This window comes from Sphingobacterium sp. BN32, assembly GCF_030503615.1.
Lineage (GTDB): Bacteria > Bacteroidota > Bacteroidia > Sphingobacteriales > Sphingobacteriaceae > Sphingobacterium.
This window is the reverse complement of the sequence record NZ_CP129963.1, coordinates 2,422,921-2,441,731: the sequence shown is the minus strand read 5'-3', so window position 1 is coordinate 2,441,731 and position 18,811 is coordinate 2,422,921. Positions and strand designations below refer to the sequence as shown.

At 41.1% G+C, this 18,811-nt stretch carries 12 protein-coding genes, 1 tRNA gene and 1 pseudogene; 7 read left to right on the top strand and 7 right to left on the bottom strand.

All coding sequences use genetic code 11. The annotated features are described in order from the left end of the window. Nucleotides 1–49 precede the first annotated feature (49 nt). The 3 genes and pseudogenes from QYC40_RS10255 to crcB all read right to left on the bottom strand — a co-directional run bounded on the left by QYC40_RS10255 (nt 50) and on the right by crcB (nt 5,650). The gene (locus QYC40_RS10255) at nt 50–1,642 is read right to left on the bottom strand and encodes a SusD/RagB family nutrient-binding outer membrane lipoprotein (RefSeq protein WP_301990162.1); all 1,593 of its coding nucleotides are present in this window, start codon (nt 1,640–1,642) and stop codon (nt 50–52) included. 18 nt (nt 1,643–1,660) lie between these two features. After that, a pseudogene (locus QYC40_RS10250) lies at nt 1,661–4,765 on the bottom strand (SusC/RagA family TonB-linked outer membrane protein); the annotation flags it as partial. Between the two features lie 504 nt (nt 4,766–5,269). Beyond that, a complete protein-coding gene (gene crcB, locus QYC40_RS10245; RefSeq protein ID WP_301990161.1) occupies nt 5,270–5,650 on the bottom strand; it encodes a fluoride efflux transporter CrcB in 381 nt (126 codons plus the stop codon). Between the two features lie 205 nt (nt 5,651–5,855). On the opposite strand from crcB, the gene pckA reads away from it, so the two are divergent. Then, complete coding sequence (pckA, locus tag QYC40_RS10240) at nt 5,856–7,424, top strand: phosphoenolpyruvate carboxykinase (ATP) (RefSeq protein ID WP_301990160.1); 1,569 nt, start codon at nt 5,856–5,858, stop codon at nt 7,422–7,424. 260 nt (nt 7,425–7,684) lie between these two features. Beyond that, nucleotides 7,685–8,596, top strand: a complete 912-nt coding sequence (locus tag QYC40_RS10235; protein WP_301990159.1) for an AraC family transcriptional regulator — start codon at nt 7,685–7,687, stop codon at nt 8,594–8,596. A 487-nt stretch (nt 8,597–9,083) separates the two neighbouring features. Here QYC40_RS10235 and QYC40_RS10230 read toward each other — a convergent pair whose 3' ends face one another. After that, nucleotides 9,084–9,587 carry a DUF6702 family protein gene (locus QYC40_RS10230; protein WP_301990158.1) on the bottom strand — a complete coding sequence of 168 codons (504 nt, stop codon included), beginning with the start codon at nt 9,585–9,587 and terminating at the stop codon, nt 9,084–9,086. 120 nt (nt 9,588–9,707) lie between these two features. Between QYC40_RS10230 and QYC40_RS10225 the strand changes: the two genes are divergently transcribed. Further along, on the top strand, nt 9,708–10,283 hold the full coding sequence (locus tag QYC40_RS10225; RefSeq protein ID WP_301990157.1) for a HupE/UreJ family protein: 576 nt from the start codon (nt 9,708–9,710) through the stop codon (nt 10,281–10,283). Nucleotide 10,284: 1 nt separating this feature from the next. Then, the gene (locus QYC40_RS10220; protein WP_301990156.1) at nt 10,285–12,630 is read left to right on the top strand and encodes a M1 family metallopeptidase; all 2,346 of its coding nucleotides are present in this window, start codon (nt 10,285–10,287) and stop codon (nt 12,628–12,630) included. 275 nt (nt 12,631–12,905) lie between these two features. Here QYC40_RS10220 and QYC40_RS10215 read toward each other — a convergent pair whose 3' ends face one another. The 3 genes from QYC40_RS10215 to QYC40_RS10205 form a co-directional block, all read right to left on the bottom strand. Then, nucleotides 12,906–13,454, bottom strand: a complete 549-nt coding sequence (locus QYC40_RS10215; protein WP_301990155.1) for a GNAT family N-acetyltransferase — start codon at nt 13,452–13,454, stop codon at nt 12,906–12,908. 11 nt (nt 13,455–13,465) lie between these two features. Beyond that, nucleotides 13,466–14,152 (bottom strand): TetR/AcrR family transcriptional regulator, encoded by a 687-nt coding sequence (locus QYC40_RS10210; RefSeq protein WP_301990154.1) that lies wholly within the window; start codon nt 14,150–14,152, stop codon nt 13,466–13,468. A gap of 101 nt (nt 14,153–14,253) precedes the next feature. Then, nucleotides 14,254–15,309, bottom strand: a complete 1,056-nt coding sequence (locus tag QYC40_RS10205; RefSeq protein ID WP_301990153.1) for a YafY family protein — start codon at nt 15,307–15,309, stop codon at nt 14,254–14,256. Nucleotides 15,310–15,744: 435 nt separating this feature from the next. Here QYC40_RS10205 and QYC40_RS10200 point away from each other — a divergent pair. From QYC40_RS10200 to QYC40_RS10190, 3 genes are all read left to right on the top strand, one after another. Then, nucleotides 15,745–15,806 (top strand) — tRNA-Ser (locus QYC40_RS10200). A 354-nt stretch (nt 15,807–16,160) separates the two neighbouring features. Further along, nucleotides 16,161–17,255 (top strand): slipin family protein, encoded by a 1,095-nt coding sequence (locus QYC40_RS10195; protein ID WP_301990151.1) that lies wholly within the window; start codon nt 16,161–16,163, stop codon nt 17,253–17,255. A 60-nt stretch (nt 17,256–17,315) separates the two neighbouring features. Continuing rightward, entirely contained in the window at nt 17,316–18,737 is a 1,422-nt protein-coding gene (locus QYC40_RS10190; RefSeq protein ID WP_301990150.1) for an RtcB family protein, read from the top strand. The last annotated feature ends 74 nt before the right edge of the window (nt 18,738–18,811 follow it).

Here is an 18,811-nt window from a genome sequence, read left to right as displayed (position 1 = left end):
GGCTGCCCTCTCATGTTTGAGGGCAGCCTTTTCTTATTGTCGAGGTTGATTATTTAGCAAACCATAGTTTCTTATCAATCTCATCACCTCCTAATTCTGTAGAGGCCTTTTTCCAGTTATCCGGATTTAAGGTTTGTTGCGTGAAAGGATAGCGCACGCGTGCTGGGAGGTCCTTTGCAATGACGTTTCCAGACTGTAATGGTGTAAACACATAAGTTGTATTGTTCTGCGGACGAGTCCCAGTTTCTCCAGGCATCAATAAGATCTCTGTATCTGGATAACCTGTTCTGCGGTATTCGTTCCATGCTTCATCCGGGTTAAAGAACAAGGCAATGTACTTTTGCGTCATTACGTTCCTCTGATTTGCTGGAGGAAGCTTAGCAATATAATTCGCCGAGGCGGCAGCACTGACTCCCAAGCGATCTAGATTTGCTTTAACGCCTTTGATATAATCTGTGTGCGACCAATTGTTCATTTCGCTAAGGATAAATGCCACTTCAGCATATTCCATTAACACCTCACCACGCGTAGCTTTCAAGATATCTCTTGAAAAGAAATTTACGTTGGCCGGTTGTGTATAGTAGTTTTCTACTTGTGGAAGCCCGTTCGGGATACCTGTATAATACTTTAATGTATCGTTATCATCATATCCCTCTTTGTATTTTGCCCAGGAAATTCCATTCGGTGCTGAGATTTTCTCTAGTCTTGGATCGACTCCGAAATTACCGACAGTTCCCTTGAGAAGATCAATAAATGTTTTGTTCACAAAGAAGTCGGTACGGTTGTCTACAAAGAACGTTTTCCATAGCGGGTTACCTTCTAGGTTTGTTGCGCCAGACTTATGGATAGCATTATCCTCATTGGAAGTAAAGACTCCGGAATCTACCGCGTCACGCATCTCTTCGACGGCAGCAGGATACACCTTCTTAATCCGGTTTGCAATTCTTAAGCGTAAGGAATTCGCAAATTTCTTCCATTGAGCAGTATTACCTGCGGGCTTATAGATATTATCACCACTAACGAAGCCGCCTGCTGAAACATCGAGTTGATTTGCTGCTTCTTTTAATTCTTTTAGAAGGTCAGCATAGATCTCCTGTTGCTTTGCGTAGGCAGGCGTAAGGTATTTATCGATATTAAGCGCTTGGAAATTTGGGTTATCCTTCTGTCCGTAGGACCAGTAAGGAACATCACCAAAGTGAGTTACTAAATTGTCGAAAACATAAGCAAGCATAATTCTAGAGATTGCAATTTGATTTTTCAAGGGACCATATTGCTCCATCTGAACTACTGTTGCCGGATCCTCACATTTTTCGATCAAGTCTTTGTAGTTGTTTGCAACGCGGTAAAGAAAGATCCAGCCGTTCGTAGTTTGATTATCCCGATATGCGTACTTGTCTTCCTCTACATAGTTACTCTGTGCCGAATACTGCATCCAAGGCATGGACATTCTAGCCATCCACCAACCGTCGCGCGTATTGTCAAATAATACACGATTCGCACCATTGAATATCATGTTTGTCGGTGCGATTTCCGGCGAGTTGGGGTTCTTATTTATTTCTGCTAAATCTTTTGTACAGGAACTGAACGCTAAGGACGTAATTCCAATTACAGAAGTTAATAGTATAGATTTTATATTTTTCATGTTCTATGAGTCAAATGATTAAAACTGTAATTTCAAGTTCAAGCCGAAGTTTCTAGAGGCTGGTAAATTACCACCTTCAAAACCCTGTATATTACCAGATCCTGTTGTTGTCATTTCCGGGTCGAAGTTCTTATTTGCTAAACCCCAAGCCGCAAGGTTTCTTGCGAAGCCAGAAATCGTAGCATTCTTCAAACGGAGCTTGCTAACAAATGAGGATGGTAAGTTATATCCAAGCGTGATTTCTCTCAATTTGATGTAGTCGGCATCAAAAACATTCTGTACAGTCGGACCTCCATAGTAATTTCTGTAGTATCTGTATGCGGATACTTTGGTTGTATTTTCCTTCGTATCAGTTACCGTGTAAGAACCGTCTGGAGCTTTATTAACGGTTCCAGTGACACCTGGTGCAACAAAGTCATTCTCCCGCACACCATTCGCAGCAGTTTCTTCCAATACCCCTGTGTAATGACCGAACATGTTTGATACTGAGAAGTATTTACCACCCTTTTGGATGTCGATCAACGCGCTAAAGGTAAAGTCTTTGTAGCGAATGTTGTTTCTCCAACCTGCGTTGAAGTCCGGAAGGATAGAACCTAGATTCTTTGCGTCTGACGACAGGTACAAACCATTTGCACCCACTACCTTATTGCCTTGGTCGTCGTAAATAAAGTCAGAGCCATAGATCTGACCATATGGCTGACCTACCATTGCAACAAGTGAAGCCTTAAACGGAGCATTTGCTAATGGAAGGGATTTGATGCCTTCGTATAACTCAACGACTTTGTTTCTGTTGCGAGCAAAGTTTACGGAAGTTGACCATTCGAAGTTGTCATTGCGAACAGGTACTAAAGTTAACATGGCCTCTATACCTTTGTTAACGGCACGTCCTGCGTTAAATATTTTTGACGAATATCCCGTTTCCGGTCCTGTAGTGACTGGCATAATCAGGTCGGTAGTTTCTTCGTTGTAATAGGTGAAATCTAAACTAACCCGGCTGTCAAACATGGATGTTTCAAGACCAAACTCATATGACTTCTTAGTCTCCGGACGAAGATCAGGGTTTAGCTTCTGAAGACTTTTTAAGAAATAAGGAACTTCAAGATAAGAAGTGTTTCCGTATATGTTATTTAGATATACATCTAACAAACGATATGGATCCGTATCATTACCTACTTGAGACCAACCAGCACGTAACTTACCAAAGTTTAACCACGCTGCATCGACAAATTTTGTAAAGACAAAAGATCCTGTTACTGAAGGGTAGAAGTAAGAATTATCTTTCTCTGGTAATGTAGAAGACCAGTCATTACGCCATCCGAAGTCAGCATATAAGAAATCTTGGTATCCTAATGAGAAGTTTCCGAATACCGAGTTTACGCGTTTTTTAGACAAGGTTGTCTGTAGCGTAACGGCATCCATACTATTATTGGTAGTATACAGGTTCGGAACGATAAGTCCACCGTTTGTATTGGAGTTAGAGTTGAATCTAGTTGTGTTACGACGGTTAGCACCGATAAATGCATTGAATGAGAAATCCTCCCATTTTTTGTCGTAGTGTAATCTACCTTCATAGTTCATCTCCGTAAATTCTCTGATTCTTTCAGTGAATCCGGATACTCCTTGTGAGCCCACGGCAACACGTTCGCCAATTTTCAAAGTGTAATTATCGCCGTAGACATTTCCTGTCACATATAAGCCTGGCATGAAGTCGTAGCGTACTTCCACATTACCATAAAATCTATCGCGTTGATCGTCTGACGTATTCTCATTGATGATCCAATAATAATTATCAGAATATTTTGGTGTAGCATCATCCCAAGACGAGCGGTTCCATGTTTTTTGAGCACCTGCCGATGTCTTGTACTTTTGAAGACGTTTGTAGTCTAACTGCATTTGTCCCCATTGGAACATCTTCTGACCGATTGAAGCATCGCCATATCCTTGTTCAGGACGATTAAATCCATTCGTACGGATGTAGTTGATAGTACCGCGTGCAGAGAATTTATCCGAGAATTTATTGTCGATACTTAGTGCAGCTGTTGTTCTTTTTAACTCGGTGTTTGGAACAATACCTGATTGCGACACATTCGATAGTGAAAGTCTTGCAGAAGTATTTTCATAGGATTTAGCCAATGAGATTGCATTATTATACGCCACACCTGTTTCAAAGAAAGTTTTGTAATCATTGGTAGGATATTGCCATGCTCTCGTTTTCATGTAGTTCTCAGGATCCTCAGGATCGAAAGCATCCCAATGTAGGACTTGCTGGTTTTCATATTTTGCACCCCACGATTCATCTGCATTATAATCGACCAATAGATATTCTTTTCCGTCAATCGTTTGTTTAAGGAATTCAGGACCAAGACCACCACCATAAAGTTTCTGTAGCTTTGGCGTAATACCCAAATTTTCGAAAGCCATACCTGTGTTTACCACAATCTCATCACGGCCTTTTTGGGCTTTCTTCGTTTTAATCAAAACAACACCATTAGACGCTCTTGCACCATACAACGCCGATGCAGGACCACCTTTTAAGACGTTGACCGACTCGATATCATCAGGGTTGATGTCGAATCCGGCGTCTCCGTAGTCACGCCCTCCGGCGCCTCTTTCCGCATTCGCAGTGTTGTAGTTCGAGTTATCCATCGGGATACCATCGACAACAATCAAAGGTTTGTTCTCGCCAGTTAGGGATCCGATACCTCTCAATACGATACGCGTGGAACCGCCTAAGCTTGATGAAGGCGCAGAAACTACTGCTCCAGCCACATTTCCAGATAATGACTGTAGCGCATTTCCACCGCGTGCTGCGGTCAAGACATCGCCTTTAACCTCTTGTGCAGCATATCCCAAAGATCTTTTCTCACGGGAGATACCTAATGCCGTTACAACGACCTCTTCTAATGTTTCATCTTCGGAAACTAATTGGATGTTGATAACTGATCGGTTTCCTATAGAAACCCGTTGGGAAGTGTATCCAATGTAGGATACGTTTAATTGAGTTGCAGATGCGGGAACTTCCAAGCTGAAGTTACCTCCATTGTCTGTCTGAGTTCCAGCAGTGCCTCCAACTACTGAAACGGATGCGCCCGAGATTGGTGATCCATCGGAAGATGAGGATACTTTTCCCGTTACTTAGCGATTTTGTGCATAAGCCGCTCCAACCATAAGCGTACATAGCACTAAAAGACTAAGTAATCTTTGTTTCATTGTTTGTTTTTTAGTTTTATAATTTTTTTAGTGAAGCCTCTAGGGCTAGAGGTTAATCACTATCATAAAACTATAGAAATTTTAAGTAATGATTTACACTTTTTAACATTTCTCAATTCAACTTTCCATAGAACGAGTGAAATCACTTTAAAAAGTAATAGAAGTTATTTGTTAATATTGATTTTCTAATTTGCTTTAAATCAACTATTTAAACTATATAGTATCCATGGAAATTAGGGGTTAAGACTGAGCGCAAGGAACTATAGAAAACTTGTAAATTAAAGTTTCCTTTGTAACTATTTGTCACAACTTTAGAAATTGAATGTTAAATTAAGAATGATTTTGACGATTTATTAACTAGCAAAATAGAATTCACCTTAAAGGCTAATCTAAGAATGAGGCGCCCAAAGAATCTGATTAAGCTAGAAATTTTGAGAGCGATAGCCCGGCCCATACCGCTAAGAGGCCAAGAATCACACTTAGACCAATGTAAAATAGGGCTTGTGGAATCTGGTTATTCGTAAGAAGGTTATAGTTTTCGGCAGCAAAGGTGGAAAAGGTCGTGAAACCACCGCAGAAACCTGTAATTAACAATAGTTTCCATTGCATATTAATTAACTGCTGTTTGTCAAAAAATCCAATCAGGAAACCGATCAGCAAACAACCAATGACATTTACCAATAAAGTCCCCGTTGGAATAGCATGTGGAAATTGTTTCGCGATGTATTGTCCTGTAGTATAGCGAAGGATGCTTCCTATTGCACCGCCTATTCCAATAATAAAAACTTCTTTAACCATTGCTTCCGTTCAGGGATTTTTATTTACTCAATAAATATATGGTAAATATGCTTTAACTGATGGTATTTTACTCTTCTTATTTTAATTTTCTATGCGGATGTAAAATTTAGGACAATATAGGTTAACAAATTGCCATTTGCGGTTAATATCGGTCTAATAGTACACTGTACCTTTACCGAAGAAATAAGCATTAAAAATACCTATTATGATGCAATATAAAACGAATTCAAATCTGCCGGATTTGAAATATTTGCAGATTGATCTACAGGCTACTTCTCATTACCAGCTGCAGGCAGCTGAACTTGTTGAGCAAGCTATCTTAAACAATGAAGGCGTATTAGCAGATAATGGCGCTTTATGCATTGAAACCGGAAAATTTACTGGACGTTCGCCAAAAGACCGTTTCATCGTCCTAGACGAAGAAACAAAAGATAAGGTGAATTGGAATGCCGTAAATCAACCAATCGCGGAAGCACATTTTGAAACACTTTGGAAGCAGGTAACAAACTACCTTTCACAGCAAAAACTCTATGTTCTGGATGCTAAAGCGTGTGCTGACCCAAAAGAGGAAATTACCATTCGCGTGGTATCAACAAACGCGTCGCACAATCTCTTCGCTTCCAATCTATTTATAAACGACAAGGACGCAAAAGCGGAGAATCAACCTGATTGGTCGATCCTTGTTGCGCCTCAGTACACTATTGCCGATTATGCAACGTTGGGGCTTAATAATGAAAACTTCGTAGCGATTAACTTTACAAAGAGAATCGTTCTGATTGCCGGAACAGGTTATACGGGTGAAATAAAAAAGAGTATCTTCACCGTATTGAACTACTTGCTTCCAACCTATAAGCAATATTTAACTATGCACTGTTCTGCCAACCGTGGCGAGAATGGTGAAACAGCACTTTACTTCGGATTATCGGGCACTGGAAAAACAACCTTATCATCCGATAAACGCAGACAGCTGATCGGTGATGATGAGCATGTTTGGACGAACGATAAAGTGTTCAATATCGAAGGAGGCTGTTACGCGAAATGTATCGGATTAAACGCAGAATCAGAACCTGAGATTTATCAAGCGGTTCGTTTCAATTCCCTTTTAGAGAATGTGAAATTCCACAAAGGAACTCGCAATCCTGATTATGAAGATAAGAGTATCACCGAAAATATTCGCGTGTCTTATCCTTTAGAGTTTATCGAAAATATCGTTCCTGATGGTCAGGGAGCAGCACCTAAGCATATCTTCTTTTTGGCGGCAGATGCGTTTGGTGTATTGCCTCCAATTTCCAAACTGACTGTTGAACAAGCGATGTACTACTTTATCAACGGGTATACATCGAAAATTGCAGGTACAGAAGCTGGTATAACCACTCCTCAAGCGACCTTCTCAGCCTGCTTCGGACAAGCATTCTTACCATTGCACCCAACAAAGTACGCGGATCTATTGGGTAAGAAATTAGAAAAACATCCGGACATCCAAGTATGGTTAGTCAATACAGGATGGGTTGCTGGCCCGTATGGTGTTGGAAATCGCATTAAATTAGGTTATACGAGAACCTTAATTCGCGAAGCATTAGCTGGAAAATTATCGGAGCAAGAATATATCACTCATCCGATTTTCGGATTGCATATGCCGACAGCATGTGACGCCGTACCGGCGGAAATTCTTAATCCTGTAGCATTATGGAAAGATGCTGCAGCATATGAAAAACAAGCACTGGAACTTAAAGGATTGTTCGAGAAAAACTACGAACAATTCCAGCAAAAATAATCCGGTAGATGCTGGGAAGTATCCGAGCAAATACCCATGATTTCTTTAACTTTTAACTAATTTTAATGAAGAATGACCTTTTCTCGGAAAGGTTATTCTTTTTTGTGGTAGGAATGTAGTATCCAAATATTGCAATTAACCCATAAAGTATACTTAAATTTGCGCCTGATTATAGGTACTTTTGAACAACTAAATTATGAGATTAGTTAATGTTTCAGCTGTTAATATATTCGACCACCTTCTAGTATAAGGATGAATTTATGAGAAACGTCGATTCCAAGAACCCTATTGAGTTCACTGCGCCTGCATCAGGTGTGGGGTCCTTCTACGTGCAAGAGGATCTTCGTAGCAACTTCTATAATCATTACCATCGACATAAAGAGTTTCAAATATCCTACATACTGAAAGGTAGTGGATCGATGCTGATCGGGAACTTGATCCAGCCGTTCTCCGATGATGAAATCTACATCATGAAGGCGAATGACCCGCATATCTTTATCAAAGAGGGCCCCGAGGAAGAAAATATCCATGTCATCCATATATTCGTCGCATTTGATAAGCTGTGGCATTTTTTCGATTTATCAGAACTGCATCCTGCGCGCGATTTCTTTAAGAAAATGGATTCCAGTAAGAAGATCGCTCAAGATGTCAGTTTGGAAATCAAAGACAAGTTTATCGAACTGGCAAAAGGTGAGGGGATGAAGAAGATTATTTCAATCCTCGATATCTTCCAATTCCTGATTCGCCATGAGCAGGATATGCATTCCTTATATTCGGGACTGCCAGAATCTACATTCAATGATAAGGTCGGTATCCGGATCAATGAAGTACTTCGTTTCTCTTTGGCTAATTACGACAAGGAAATCAGTATCGAAGAGGTTTCTAAGCTTATTCATATGACGCCTTCAGCATTCTGCAAGTATTTCAAAAAGCATACGATGAAGACTTATGTTACCTTCCTGAACGAAATCAGAATCGAGAAAGCCTGTCAATTGCTGATTAACAAATCCACCGAAAATATATCGGAAGTAGCCTATCAATGTGGATTTAACACCGTGGTACATTTCAATCGCGTATTCAAAAGTATCCTTAACACCTCACCATCAGAGTTTATCAGCAAGCACTCTGCAGAACTGCAAATTGCGCACGCCAAAGTGGACCAAGCGGTCTAAACGAAGTTCCATAAGCATTTATTCAATATACTCGCCCTGTCAGCCCTTCGCTTGATTGTCAGTATAACGCCATCTTAGAAATAGATTTGCAAATTGGTTCAAAATTTGTTATATTATGATCAAACAATAAAAAGAAAGGTAAAATATGATTAAAAAGAAAAGTAACAAAAAAGAAAAAATGATGAACAACCCCTACTTATACTACGTAACAAACTGGGGATTCGTCGCAGCCAACCAAACCAAACCCACCCGAGGTGTTAAGCCTCAATAGAAAAGCCACTTTTTTTAGATATTAGACACTAGACATCAGATTTAAGATGTTTGGCGGTCTTTTATTGGTTTAAATAATATTGCCTTTATGCCAATTTTGAATTGCATTGGGACAGTAGTAGCCATCGTTAATAGAATTCTAAGTTCTAAAGTCTATTGTCTAAAATCTAACACAGCAGAAAGCATGAGTAGAGTTCCATGCTCTAATGTCTTATGTCTATTGTCTAAAATCTAATTTAACACTCCTCTTCGGATGATCCAGTTTTGTACTCTGCCGTTTACCATCGATCGTGACATGCAAAATATTGGATTGCGATTTAAAATCCTGATATAGAAGTTGATTGACAATCGTAATAGTGCGGATAGGATTGCTTTGTGGCGTTTCAAAATAGCACCAAGCAACATCCTCTTCTACTTCGTAGCCCACAAACTTTAACTTTTTAGCTTTCCCATCGACCATCAGGTTGAAGTTTGCTTGTATATATTTTGATATAGCAGAGTCGGCTTCAGCTTTATTTTTCGGGTTAATAACGTCGATTTTCTGTTTCAATTGCTTTTTCAACGCTACTTCCAGGTCGTCATAGAAGATGCGGCAGGAGATTTCAATACGTTTATTCTTCGAACTGTAGTCTACCGTGGAGATACTGACGTAAAAAGGATGGGCAAATACACTAATCGTTATTAAGCAAAGGATAAGTAGGAGCCAAGGTTTCTTGATCATTGGTCGTGCTTTAAAAGTATTGCAACAATTTTATGCTAAATTATCGAAAAACCCGAAGACCTGCAGCGATAATTAAAATAATATTAAATTTGTGTTGACGAATTAACAACAACCTAATTCATGAGCGAATTTTCTATCTATTTCCAACTCGGTTGGCAACATATTCTTGACCTCAATGGATATGACCATATACTTTTTGTCATGGTGCTCTGTTGTAGCTATGTGCTGAAAGATTGGAAGAAGATCTTGTGGTTGGTGACTGCTTTTACCGTCGGCCATTCCGTGACGCTGGCGCTGGCAGCCTTCAAGATAGTAAATGTCAATTCCGAATGGATTGAATTCCTGATTCCGGTGACTATCTTAATAACGGCAATCTATAATCTACCGAAACGCCGAAAACAGCGCAGTCCAGTGTGGTTATATAGCATGGCCTTAGCATTTGGTTTTATCCACGGATTGGGGTTTTCAAACTATTTGCAATCCCTGTTAGGCAAAGAGGCAAACATCTTTTGGCCCTTGCTGTCCTTCAATATCGGTTTAGAATTCGGTCAACTTATTATCGTTTTCTTTGTTATCCTCCTATCTGAATTGATGTTGAAGATCTTTAGGGTGACGAATAGAGATTGGAGTTTCTTCTTATCATCGGCAGTTGTCGGTATTTCACTAATTATGGCTTTAGAGCGTATTCCAGTATAATATGAAAAAAATCAAGGTTTTTGCATTTGCAATCGGCTTAACTGCTATCTTTTCCCAGCAGGCTGTAGCACAGTCGTTGAACAATCCAGGGTCTAACCATGGAAATAAGTTTGAACAACTCGGTACCCTGATCTCAGATCCAAATATCTTCCGTACCGCCTCGGGCGCACCGGGAGCAATGTACTGGCAACAAAAGGCTGATTATGTAATCCATTGTGAGGTGGATGATGTCAATCAGGTCTTAAAGGGTTCTGAGACCATCACTTATACCAACAACTCTCCTGATCCATTGGACTACTTATGGATTCAACTCGATGAAAATGAGCATGCCGATGACGCAGAGAGCAAAAGTTTTGATCAAAGCAGCCTAAATGAACGCATGTCCTTGGAAAGACTGAAGGGTTTGGTTCCTGAAAAGAAAGGCTTCGGCGTCAACATCCGTAAGGTCGCCGACGGAGCGAACAAGCCTTTAAAATATACTATCAATTATACCATGATGCGTATCGATCTTCCCGCTCCGTTGAAACCAGGTGCAAAGATGGTTCTGAACATCGATTGGGACTACAAAATCTCCAATCGTATGGTAGAAGGTGGACGTGGTGGGTACGAGTATTTCGAAAAGGATGGCAACTACCTGTACACTATTGCGCAATGGTTTCCTCGAATGGCCGTGTACTCGGATTTTCAAGGTTGGCAAAATAAGCAGTTTACCGGAAGAGGGGAGTTTGCCTTGGTATTCGGAGACTATAAAGTTCATATCACCGTTCCGGCAGACCATGTCGTTGGAGCAACGGGGGTATGTCAGAATTACCCACAGATGTTGAATGCCACACAGATGGACCGTTGGAAGAGGGCGCAGCAATCAGACGAACCTATCGAAATCGTGACGCTCGAGGATGCCAAAAAAGCAATGGGACAAAAATCCTCAGCAAAGAAAACCTGGATATATGAAGCAAAAAATGTAAGAGACTTCGCCTTCGTAAGTTCGAGAAGGCTGGTTTGGGATGCTTTGAAAGTGAAAGATGGGATTGAAGGCAATCAACCGATGGCGATGTCCTATTACGGTCCGGAAGCATATCCTTTATACAGAAAGTATTCGACCAAGGCGGTTGCTCATACGCTAAGAACCTATTCAAAATATTCCATCCCTTATCCATATCCTGTAGCCATTTCTGTGGAGGCTGCAAATGGAATGGAATATCCGATGATCTGCTTTAATTACGGTCGCGCAGATGAGGATGGAACTTATTCTGAAGCGGTAAAATATGGGATGATCGGTGTGATCATCCATGAAGTAGGGCACAACTTCTTCCCGATGATCGTCAATTCCGACGAGCGCCAATGGACCTGGATGGATGAAGGCTTGAATACTTTCCTACAATTTCTAACCGAACAGGAATGGGACAAAGACTTTCCATCGCGCCGTGGTCCTGCCTACAAAATTACAGACTATATGAAGCTTCCAAAAAATCAATTGGAGCCCATTATGACCAACTCGGAAAACATCATTCAGTTCGGACCAAATGCATACGCAAAACCTGCAACAGCATTAAATATCTTGCGCGAAACCGTGATGGGACGCGACTTATTCGATTTCGCATTTAAACAGTATTCCCAACGTTGGGCATTCAAACATCCCACACCGGCGGATTTCTTCCGGACGATGGAGGATGCCTCTGGGGTAGATTTGGACTGGTTTTGGAGAGGTTGGTTCTTCGGCACAGATCCGGTTGAAATCTCCCTGGAGAATGTAACGCAATATAAGATGACTGGTGGAAATCCGGCAGAAGCGCAAAAAAGCAGGAAAGAAGCCTTCGAAAAAGATCTGAATAGCATCAGCAGGCAGCGCAACATGGAAGATAATATGGCGTTCTTGGTTGAAAAGGATACGTCTCTATTAGATTTCTATAACAAATGGGACAGGTTCGCCGTGCGTCCGGCAGATCAAAGCAATTACCAGCAATTCTACAGCGGCCTTAGCCAAAAAGAAAAAGACATTTTTGATGGAAAGATCTCTTTCTACGAATTAACTTTTAAAAATAATGGCGGTTTGGTGATGCCCCTGATTATTGAATGGAACTTCGCCGACGGAACCAAAGAAATTGACCGTATCTCTGCCTATATATGGCGACATAATGAGCAGGAAGCAACAAAAGTCTTCGCCAAAGCGAAAGACGTTGTTAGCATCCGCCTAGATCCATACCGCGAAACAGCAGATATCGATGAAGCAAACAACGCATGGCCGCGACAAGCACAGCCATCACGCTTCGAAATCTTCAAAGAAAACGGAAGAAGCGCAAGAGGGCAGTCTACAGAATCCAACCCGATGAAGGAGGCGAGGAGATAGTATTTAGTATTTAGAGTTTTTGTCTGAACCAGGAAAGGAAGGATGTTAGGATTAACAGGATCCTGCCAATCCTTAAATCCTTTTTTTCCTGGTTCAAAGACAAAAACAATAGGTCTAACTACTAACTACTACAACTCAATCCCCTTTCAAACCCAATGTAAACCCAATACAAACCCGTATCAAACCCCTTCTGAATTGGGTATGATATGGGTTTGTATGGGGTTATGAGAGTCTAATATTGCAGGTAGGTCAGGTGCTGTTTGCTATTTCTATACTTAAGAATGGCTATCCGATTTGAGTTTGCTGAAGACAATCAGATCTCGAAACACCAGGTTTCCGGCCCATTCGCCATTGCGCTTGATCCCTTCTTGGATAAAACCTAATCTTTTTGGAATAGCAATACTTTTCTCATTACCAACAGCGCAGCAGATCTGTATCCGTTCGATACCCATCTCATCAAAAATGATGCATGTAAGTTTGTCTACGACCGTTGACATAATACCTTGCCCTTGATAATCCTCCGATAGCCAGTAGCCGATCTCGGTATTTTTGTTCAGGTAGTCGGTTTCTTTGGTGCCGATAAGTCCGATCATACGATCGTCATAGCAGATTTTATAGACATAGTCTTTCTTGGCTTTTCGAAGTTCTATCGCCATGTCGACAAAACCCTTCGTATCCTTTACTTCATGAGTGAACTGTACAAAGGGTAACCATTCGCCTAAATAATCGCGTTGCGTATTGATGTAGTTAAAAATCGTTCTAACGTCGCTATTAACTAGGAATTTCAAGGAAATATGGTTGTCTATGCGAATGCTTCTTTTCATCTGCTGTTGTTTTAGTCTTCCTTCGGTTTGCCGGAGGTGCTTATTAAAAGATCTAATGTGTTTTCTATGGTTCTATTGATTCTTTCTTTTCCTTCAGGGGTATTGATGTCGATACCGCAAAAAGTGCTGCCATTTGAGCTGGCGTGGAGCGCAAGATAATATAGTCCCGCGGTCTGAATTGCCAGAAGCGCACGCAGGTCTATATCCTTATTGGGATAGCTTTCTTCAAACTTGTTCAATAACAGTTCGCCAACTTCTTCGCGGCTATCCGCAAGCTTACGGAGCGGTTTGCTTTTCACACCCAGTTCCCAATGGATGATCCGTTGAAGTATCTTGTCATTTAGGACCTGTTCAAATTGTCCTTGTAATAAGTTTACCATCGCCAGTTTACTTAAGTTTTCCGCTTGCAACAGTGTCTCAATTTGTTTGTTTGCTTTAGATTTCCAGTAGTCTTGGCGGGTAATATACAGCTCGATCAAATTGTCTAAGCTTCCAAAATAGGTGTAGACCAGTTTTCTGTCCAGCCCACTCTCACTAGCGATATTAGCTACGGTAAGTCCTGGATATCCGTGTTTCTTAATTACTTTGCCTACTGCCGCAATTAGTTTCTCCATCGTTCTGGCTTTCTCTCGGATCGGTCCGGCCGTCACTTTTCTCGGTTTTTTCTTTGGTTTTTCCTCCATTTTACTTTTTTGCATAGGTATGTGTGATGCTAAAATAATCTGCCTCGAATATTTTCGAAGCCCTGTGGTTCCCAATCACGATTATTTTAATCTTAATTTACTCATTATTAATAATACTATTGTTTTTCTTCTTTTGTTTTTTGCTCCTTGGATGGCGAATCGCTGTACTGATTCATACTCTGCGTTATTCTTCTTTTTATTCGATTTACTAAGTAACGAGGAGCGAGCACTTTCATACATTCTCCGAAGCCCAATATCTCTCTTTCGAGTTCAAAATTCAATACAACATCGATTCGGATAATGATGCTGCCATCATCGAAGCGATTCAATATCTGTTGCGAATTATGTAGAGGCTTAGTCTCCACATAAGGCGCATTCTTTGATTCAACGTGCAATAACACCTTGTTCCCGCGGTCTTTGAGCGATTTAGTAACACCAATCGTATCGGCATAGTAGCGCTCAAAATCTACGCCTTCATAGGGCTCAAAATGCGACTTCGCCATCTCTGCGATGTCATGGATACGGTCTAGAGCCAAGGTCTGTATGCCATTGTTTTTCTTATGCCTACAGATTAGGAACCAGCGATTTCTATATTCCTTCAATAAGTAAGGGAAATAAACAGCATCAGATGGCGTGTCGGTTTTGAAGGATTTATAGGTAATCAGCAAAGGTATCTCTTCGCGGATAGCCCTGTGCAGTATGTTTATCCAATTGAGCCCTTTCAATAAAGTGTTGCTTTCCATCTGTATGGCTTGCTTATGTTCGCCGGAGCTGACCAGCATATTATCTTCCAAACGTGCAATGATATCGCTCATCTCCTCAAAATAGGCGAAGCCGTTCAGGTGTTTTAGGACTTCCACAACTTCCTTCATCTTTTCCATATCTGTAGCAGAAATAGGCGAGTTGCTGATGCTGTAGCTCGGATCTTCGTAGGAGTAATACTTTCTGTCGGTCACAATGATAGGTGCGTTGTAACCGAGCTTATTCGATCGCATCAATTGTATGTCGGCTTGAATCGTACGTTTGCTGACCCCATTATGAATTCCTTCCAACTCATAAAGCTGTTCGGAAACCTTTTCTATAAGTTCATCCAGCGTCCATTTGCGATGCTTTTGGCGTAGACAATTATCAATCGTTTTATAACGTATTAAGGCGAGTTTGTTTGTTGACATGCTGTTTTGAGGTAAAATACGCTTTCAATAAAGATAAAGGATTTTAAAGTTCTACGCAATGTATTTGCGTACTTATAAGTTTTGAGGAAGAATGTTCCGTTTTGTTTTTATTTTTTATGGCTGATTATCAGTTGTATATCATGTTTTCTAAATAAATGTTCGCTTCTTTTTTTATTGCGCAAAATGGCTGCGCAATGCTGTGTGCATCTTTGTCATGTCGGGAGCGACAAATAGTTCATTGAATAATAAAAGCAGAAAGCTTTTCAAGATATATATCCCAACGGATATATGGCATCTGCGGAGATTTCTTTAATCTGATCTTCTGTTTCTGTATAGCAGGGAAGTGTTGGTTCGGTCGAACATAATATACTGGTTAAAAGTCAAAGCAATGTCTCTCGTTATGAGTCGCAAGTTCGAAGCTTGCCTTCGCTTGTCGAAGTAGCTCAGATGGTTAGAGCAATAACAGCAAAATGAGGGTTCGAATCCCTCGCACTTGAAGAAAGTGTCTACGGTAGTTGGGCGAAAGCCTTCAAAGTTTGAATCTACTTTTCAAAAAGATTCTCTTAACAGTTATGATCTTCTTGTAAAAAAAGATCCTTGAAGCTTTCCTTTCTTGTTCGGCAAACTTAACCTCTTCAGAGCGTAAGTGAGCAATTGAGAGCTGTCCTGCGAGCAAAGCATCTTTTCGATCGGACTGAAGCAACGCATTTTGAATTGACCTAAGGGTTTTAGGCAATATCGGAATTCTTGAAATCAGCGACATCTAAAAGACCCTTTTCTTCCGATAGATCGCAATGAACAAGGCTGGAGAGCTTTATAAAATGTATGGTATAATATTAAATGATAAAACGATGAAAAGAGTAACAATTAACAAAAATGAAGTAGGATTGGTTGTTAAGAACAAAGCAGTAGTACAAGTACTTAATGAAGGAAAACATTGGGTAGGCTTCGGCGAACGCGCTGATATCTACAACATGTCAAATCCGTTTCAGGTTACTCATGATCTGGATGTTTTATTACAGTTGCCTACATTCACCGAATTGGTCGAAGTCGTGGAAGTTGGAGATAATGAGATCGCTTTGCAGTATGTGAACAACAACTTCAAAGGAGTCTTAGCTGCCGGTCGTCATATTTTTTGGAAGGGTTTGAATTCGTTACGATTCGATATCTATGATACTTCGACTTTAGAAATTCCAAAATCTATCAACCGTGAGTTGTATGAACGTGTTCCATTTTCATACTATGTGCGACAATTTAAGGTTGAACCTACCGAAATAGGCTTATTATTTGTGGACGGGGCATTCGTCAAGGAGGTTAAAGCGGGCACTTATTTTTTCTGGAAGAATACGACGACTATTCAGGTATCGAAAGTAGATTTACGATTAACGAGCATGGATGTAGTCGGCCAGGAAATCTTAACGAAAGATAAGGCGCAGGTGAGAATCAACTTTGCGATCCAATACAAAGTGATGGATGTGATGAAGGCGCTATTGGAGAACAAAAATTACGATCAGTTATTGTATGCCGAGATGCAGTTTGCATTACGCGAGTACATTGGCAACATGACGCTCGACGCCTTAATGGAAAACAAAGGATCGATTAGTGAATATGTGATCGAGGCGACGAAAGCGCAGGTCGCACAATTGGGGGTAACCTTGATGAGCGCCGGTGTGAAGGACATCATCTTACCTGGAGAAATCCGTAAGATCATGAATGAGGTTTTGATGGCCGAGAAAAAAGCACAAGCCAATATCATCACCCGTCGTGAGGAAACTGCGTCGACACGTAGCTTGTTGAATACTGCGAAGTTGTTGGAAGAAAATGCGATGTTGTTCAAATTGAAAGAAATGGAATACGTAGAGAAGATTGCCGAGAAAGTGAATGCGATATCGGTATCTGGAAATGGACAGATCGTAGATCAGTTAAAACAATTGTTCGTAAAATAGAAGTTGTATTTTTAAAATGCTGGGTAAAGCTAACTGGCTTTACCCATTGAAATAAGAGAAATGGAAAATAAAAGAATTAATGGCAATGATTTAATTGCTTTAGGATATAAAGAGAACTTTGCTTTAGGGGCGGCTTTGAAAATCAATAGCAAACGCCATGGGCTGAAGAAGGATGAAATGTTGCAGAAGTTTAAAGAGGTTTTGGAGAATCCTGAATCCTTTTTAGAGGACAAGGTGTTCAAACCCTTGGCCGAATCTTTAATCAACACCGAAAAGATTGAATCGAGTTTAGTTCGCCTGAAAGAAGAGCGAGATGAGTATGCGGTTTACGGCGTTGAAAACATTGAATTGGGAGCGAAGCAGCAGATGAACACGGCAATGAAGTTGCCAGTTACGGTGGCTGGCGCACTAATGCCAGATGCACATCAAGGCTACGGGCTGCCTATCGGTGGGGTATTAGCGACCAACAACGCAGTTATTCCGTATGGGGTGGGTGTCGATATCGGATGCCGAATGGCTTTATCTATTTTCGATTTACCTGCAAGCGCATTGGAAACACAGAAAGACTTCTTTCAGGATGTAATCATGAAGAATTCGCGCTTTGGTGCGGGCAATGGTTTCTTGAAACATGAGCGTCAGGATCATGCAGTCTTAGATAATAAATTGTTCGAAGAGATTCCTTTTATTAAGGATTTGAAGGACAAGGCTTGGACGCAACTAGGTTCATCGGGTGGTGGTAACCACTTTGTAGAATTCGGAACGCTCGAGTTTGCGGAAGATGATAAAGCATTAGGGATCGCGAAGGGAACATATGTTGCGTTATTGACGCACTCTGGATCTCGCGGCCTCGGGGCCATGATTGCCAATCATTATACGAAACTTGCGAAAGACATTTGCAAGCTTCCATACGAGGCGCAGAATCTGGCTTACTTGGATTTAAATTCTGAGGAAGGTTTGGAGTACTGGTTGGCGATGAACCTTGCGGGAGATTACGCTTCGGCTTGCCATGAAGTTATCCACGAGAAGGTTAAGAACAGCTTGGCTGCAGAGCGATTGGCAAAAGTCGAGAACCACCACAACTTCGCCTGGAAGGAACAGTTAAATGGCGAAGAGGTCATTGTCCACCGTAAAGGTGCTACGCCAGCAGGAAAAGATGTTATGGGTATTATTCCAGGCTCCATGGCAACCTCCGGGTTCTTAGTGCGTGGAAAAGGAGAGGAGAAATCCATCAATTCTGCATCGCACGGTGCTGGACGATTAATGAGCCGTACGCAGGCCATTAAGACCTTGTCGCAGTCCGAACTGGATAAGATGTTATCCGACCAAGGGATTACATTGATCGGAGCATCAATGGACGAAGCGCCTATGGCTTATAAAAATATCCATGCCGTGATGGAAGCGCAAGAGGACTTAGTGGATATCGTTGCGACCTTTTCGCCAAAGATTGTGAGAATGGCTGATGATGGGTCGAGGGAAGACTAGCGGGCTAGATTTTAGACATCAGAACAGCCGATTCGGTTATCCTTTCTTTATTGGATGATTCATCTGTCGGTTTT

What these genes read in the sequence shown, in the direction of transcription:
- QYC40_RS10255 (WP_301990162.1), bottom strand. Translation starts at nt 1,642, where the DNA reads ATGAAAAATATAAAATCTATACTATTAACTTCTGTAATTGGAATTACG.
- crcB (WP_301990161.1), bottom strand. Translation starts at nt 5,650, where the DNA reads ATGGTTAAAGAAGTTTTTATTATTGGAATAGGCGGTGCAATAGGAAGC.
- pckA (WP_301990160.1), top strand. Translation starts at nt 5,856, where the DNA reads ATGATGCAATATAAAACGAATTCAAATCTGCCGGATTTGAAATATTTG.
- QYC40_RS10235 (WP_301990159.1), top strand. Translation starts at nt 7,685, where the DNA reads ATGAGAAACGTCGATTCCAAGAACCCTATTGAGTTCACTGCGCCTGCA.
- QYC40_RS10230 (WP_301990158.1), bottom strand. Translation starts at nt 9,587, where the DNA reads ATGATCAAGAAACCTTGGCTCCTACTTATCCTTTGCTTAATAACGATT.
- QYC40_RS10225 (WP_301990157.1), top strand. Translation starts at nt 9,708, where the DNA reads ATGAGCGAATTTTCTATCTATTTCCAACTCGGTTGGCAACATATTCTT.
- QYC40_RS10220 (WP_301990156.1), top strand. Translation starts at nt 10,285, where the DNA reads ATGAAAAAAATCAAGGTTTTTGCATTTGCAATCGGCTTAACTGCTATC.
- QYC40_RS10215 (WP_301990155.1), bottom strand. Translation starts at nt 13,454, where the DNA reads ATGAAAAGAAGCATTCGCATAGACAACCATATTTCCTTGAAATTCCTA.
- QYC40_RS10210 (WP_301990154.1), bottom strand. Translation starts at nt 14,152, where the DNA reads ATGCAAAAAAGTAAAATGGAGGAAAAACCAAAGAAAAAACCGAGAAAA.
- QYC40_RS10205 (WP_301990153.1), bottom strand. Translation starts at nt 15,309, where the DNA reads ATGTCAACAAACAAACTCGCCTTAATACGTTATAAAACGATTGATAAT.
- QYC40_RS10195 (WP_301990151.1), top strand. Translation starts at nt 16,161, where the DNA reads ATGAAAAGAGTAACAATTAACAAAAATGAAGTAGGATTGGTTGTTAAG.
- QYC40_RS10190 (WP_301990150.1), top strand. Translation starts at nt 17,316, where the DNA reads ATGGAAAATAAAAGAATTAATGGCAATGATTTAATTGCTTTAGGATAT.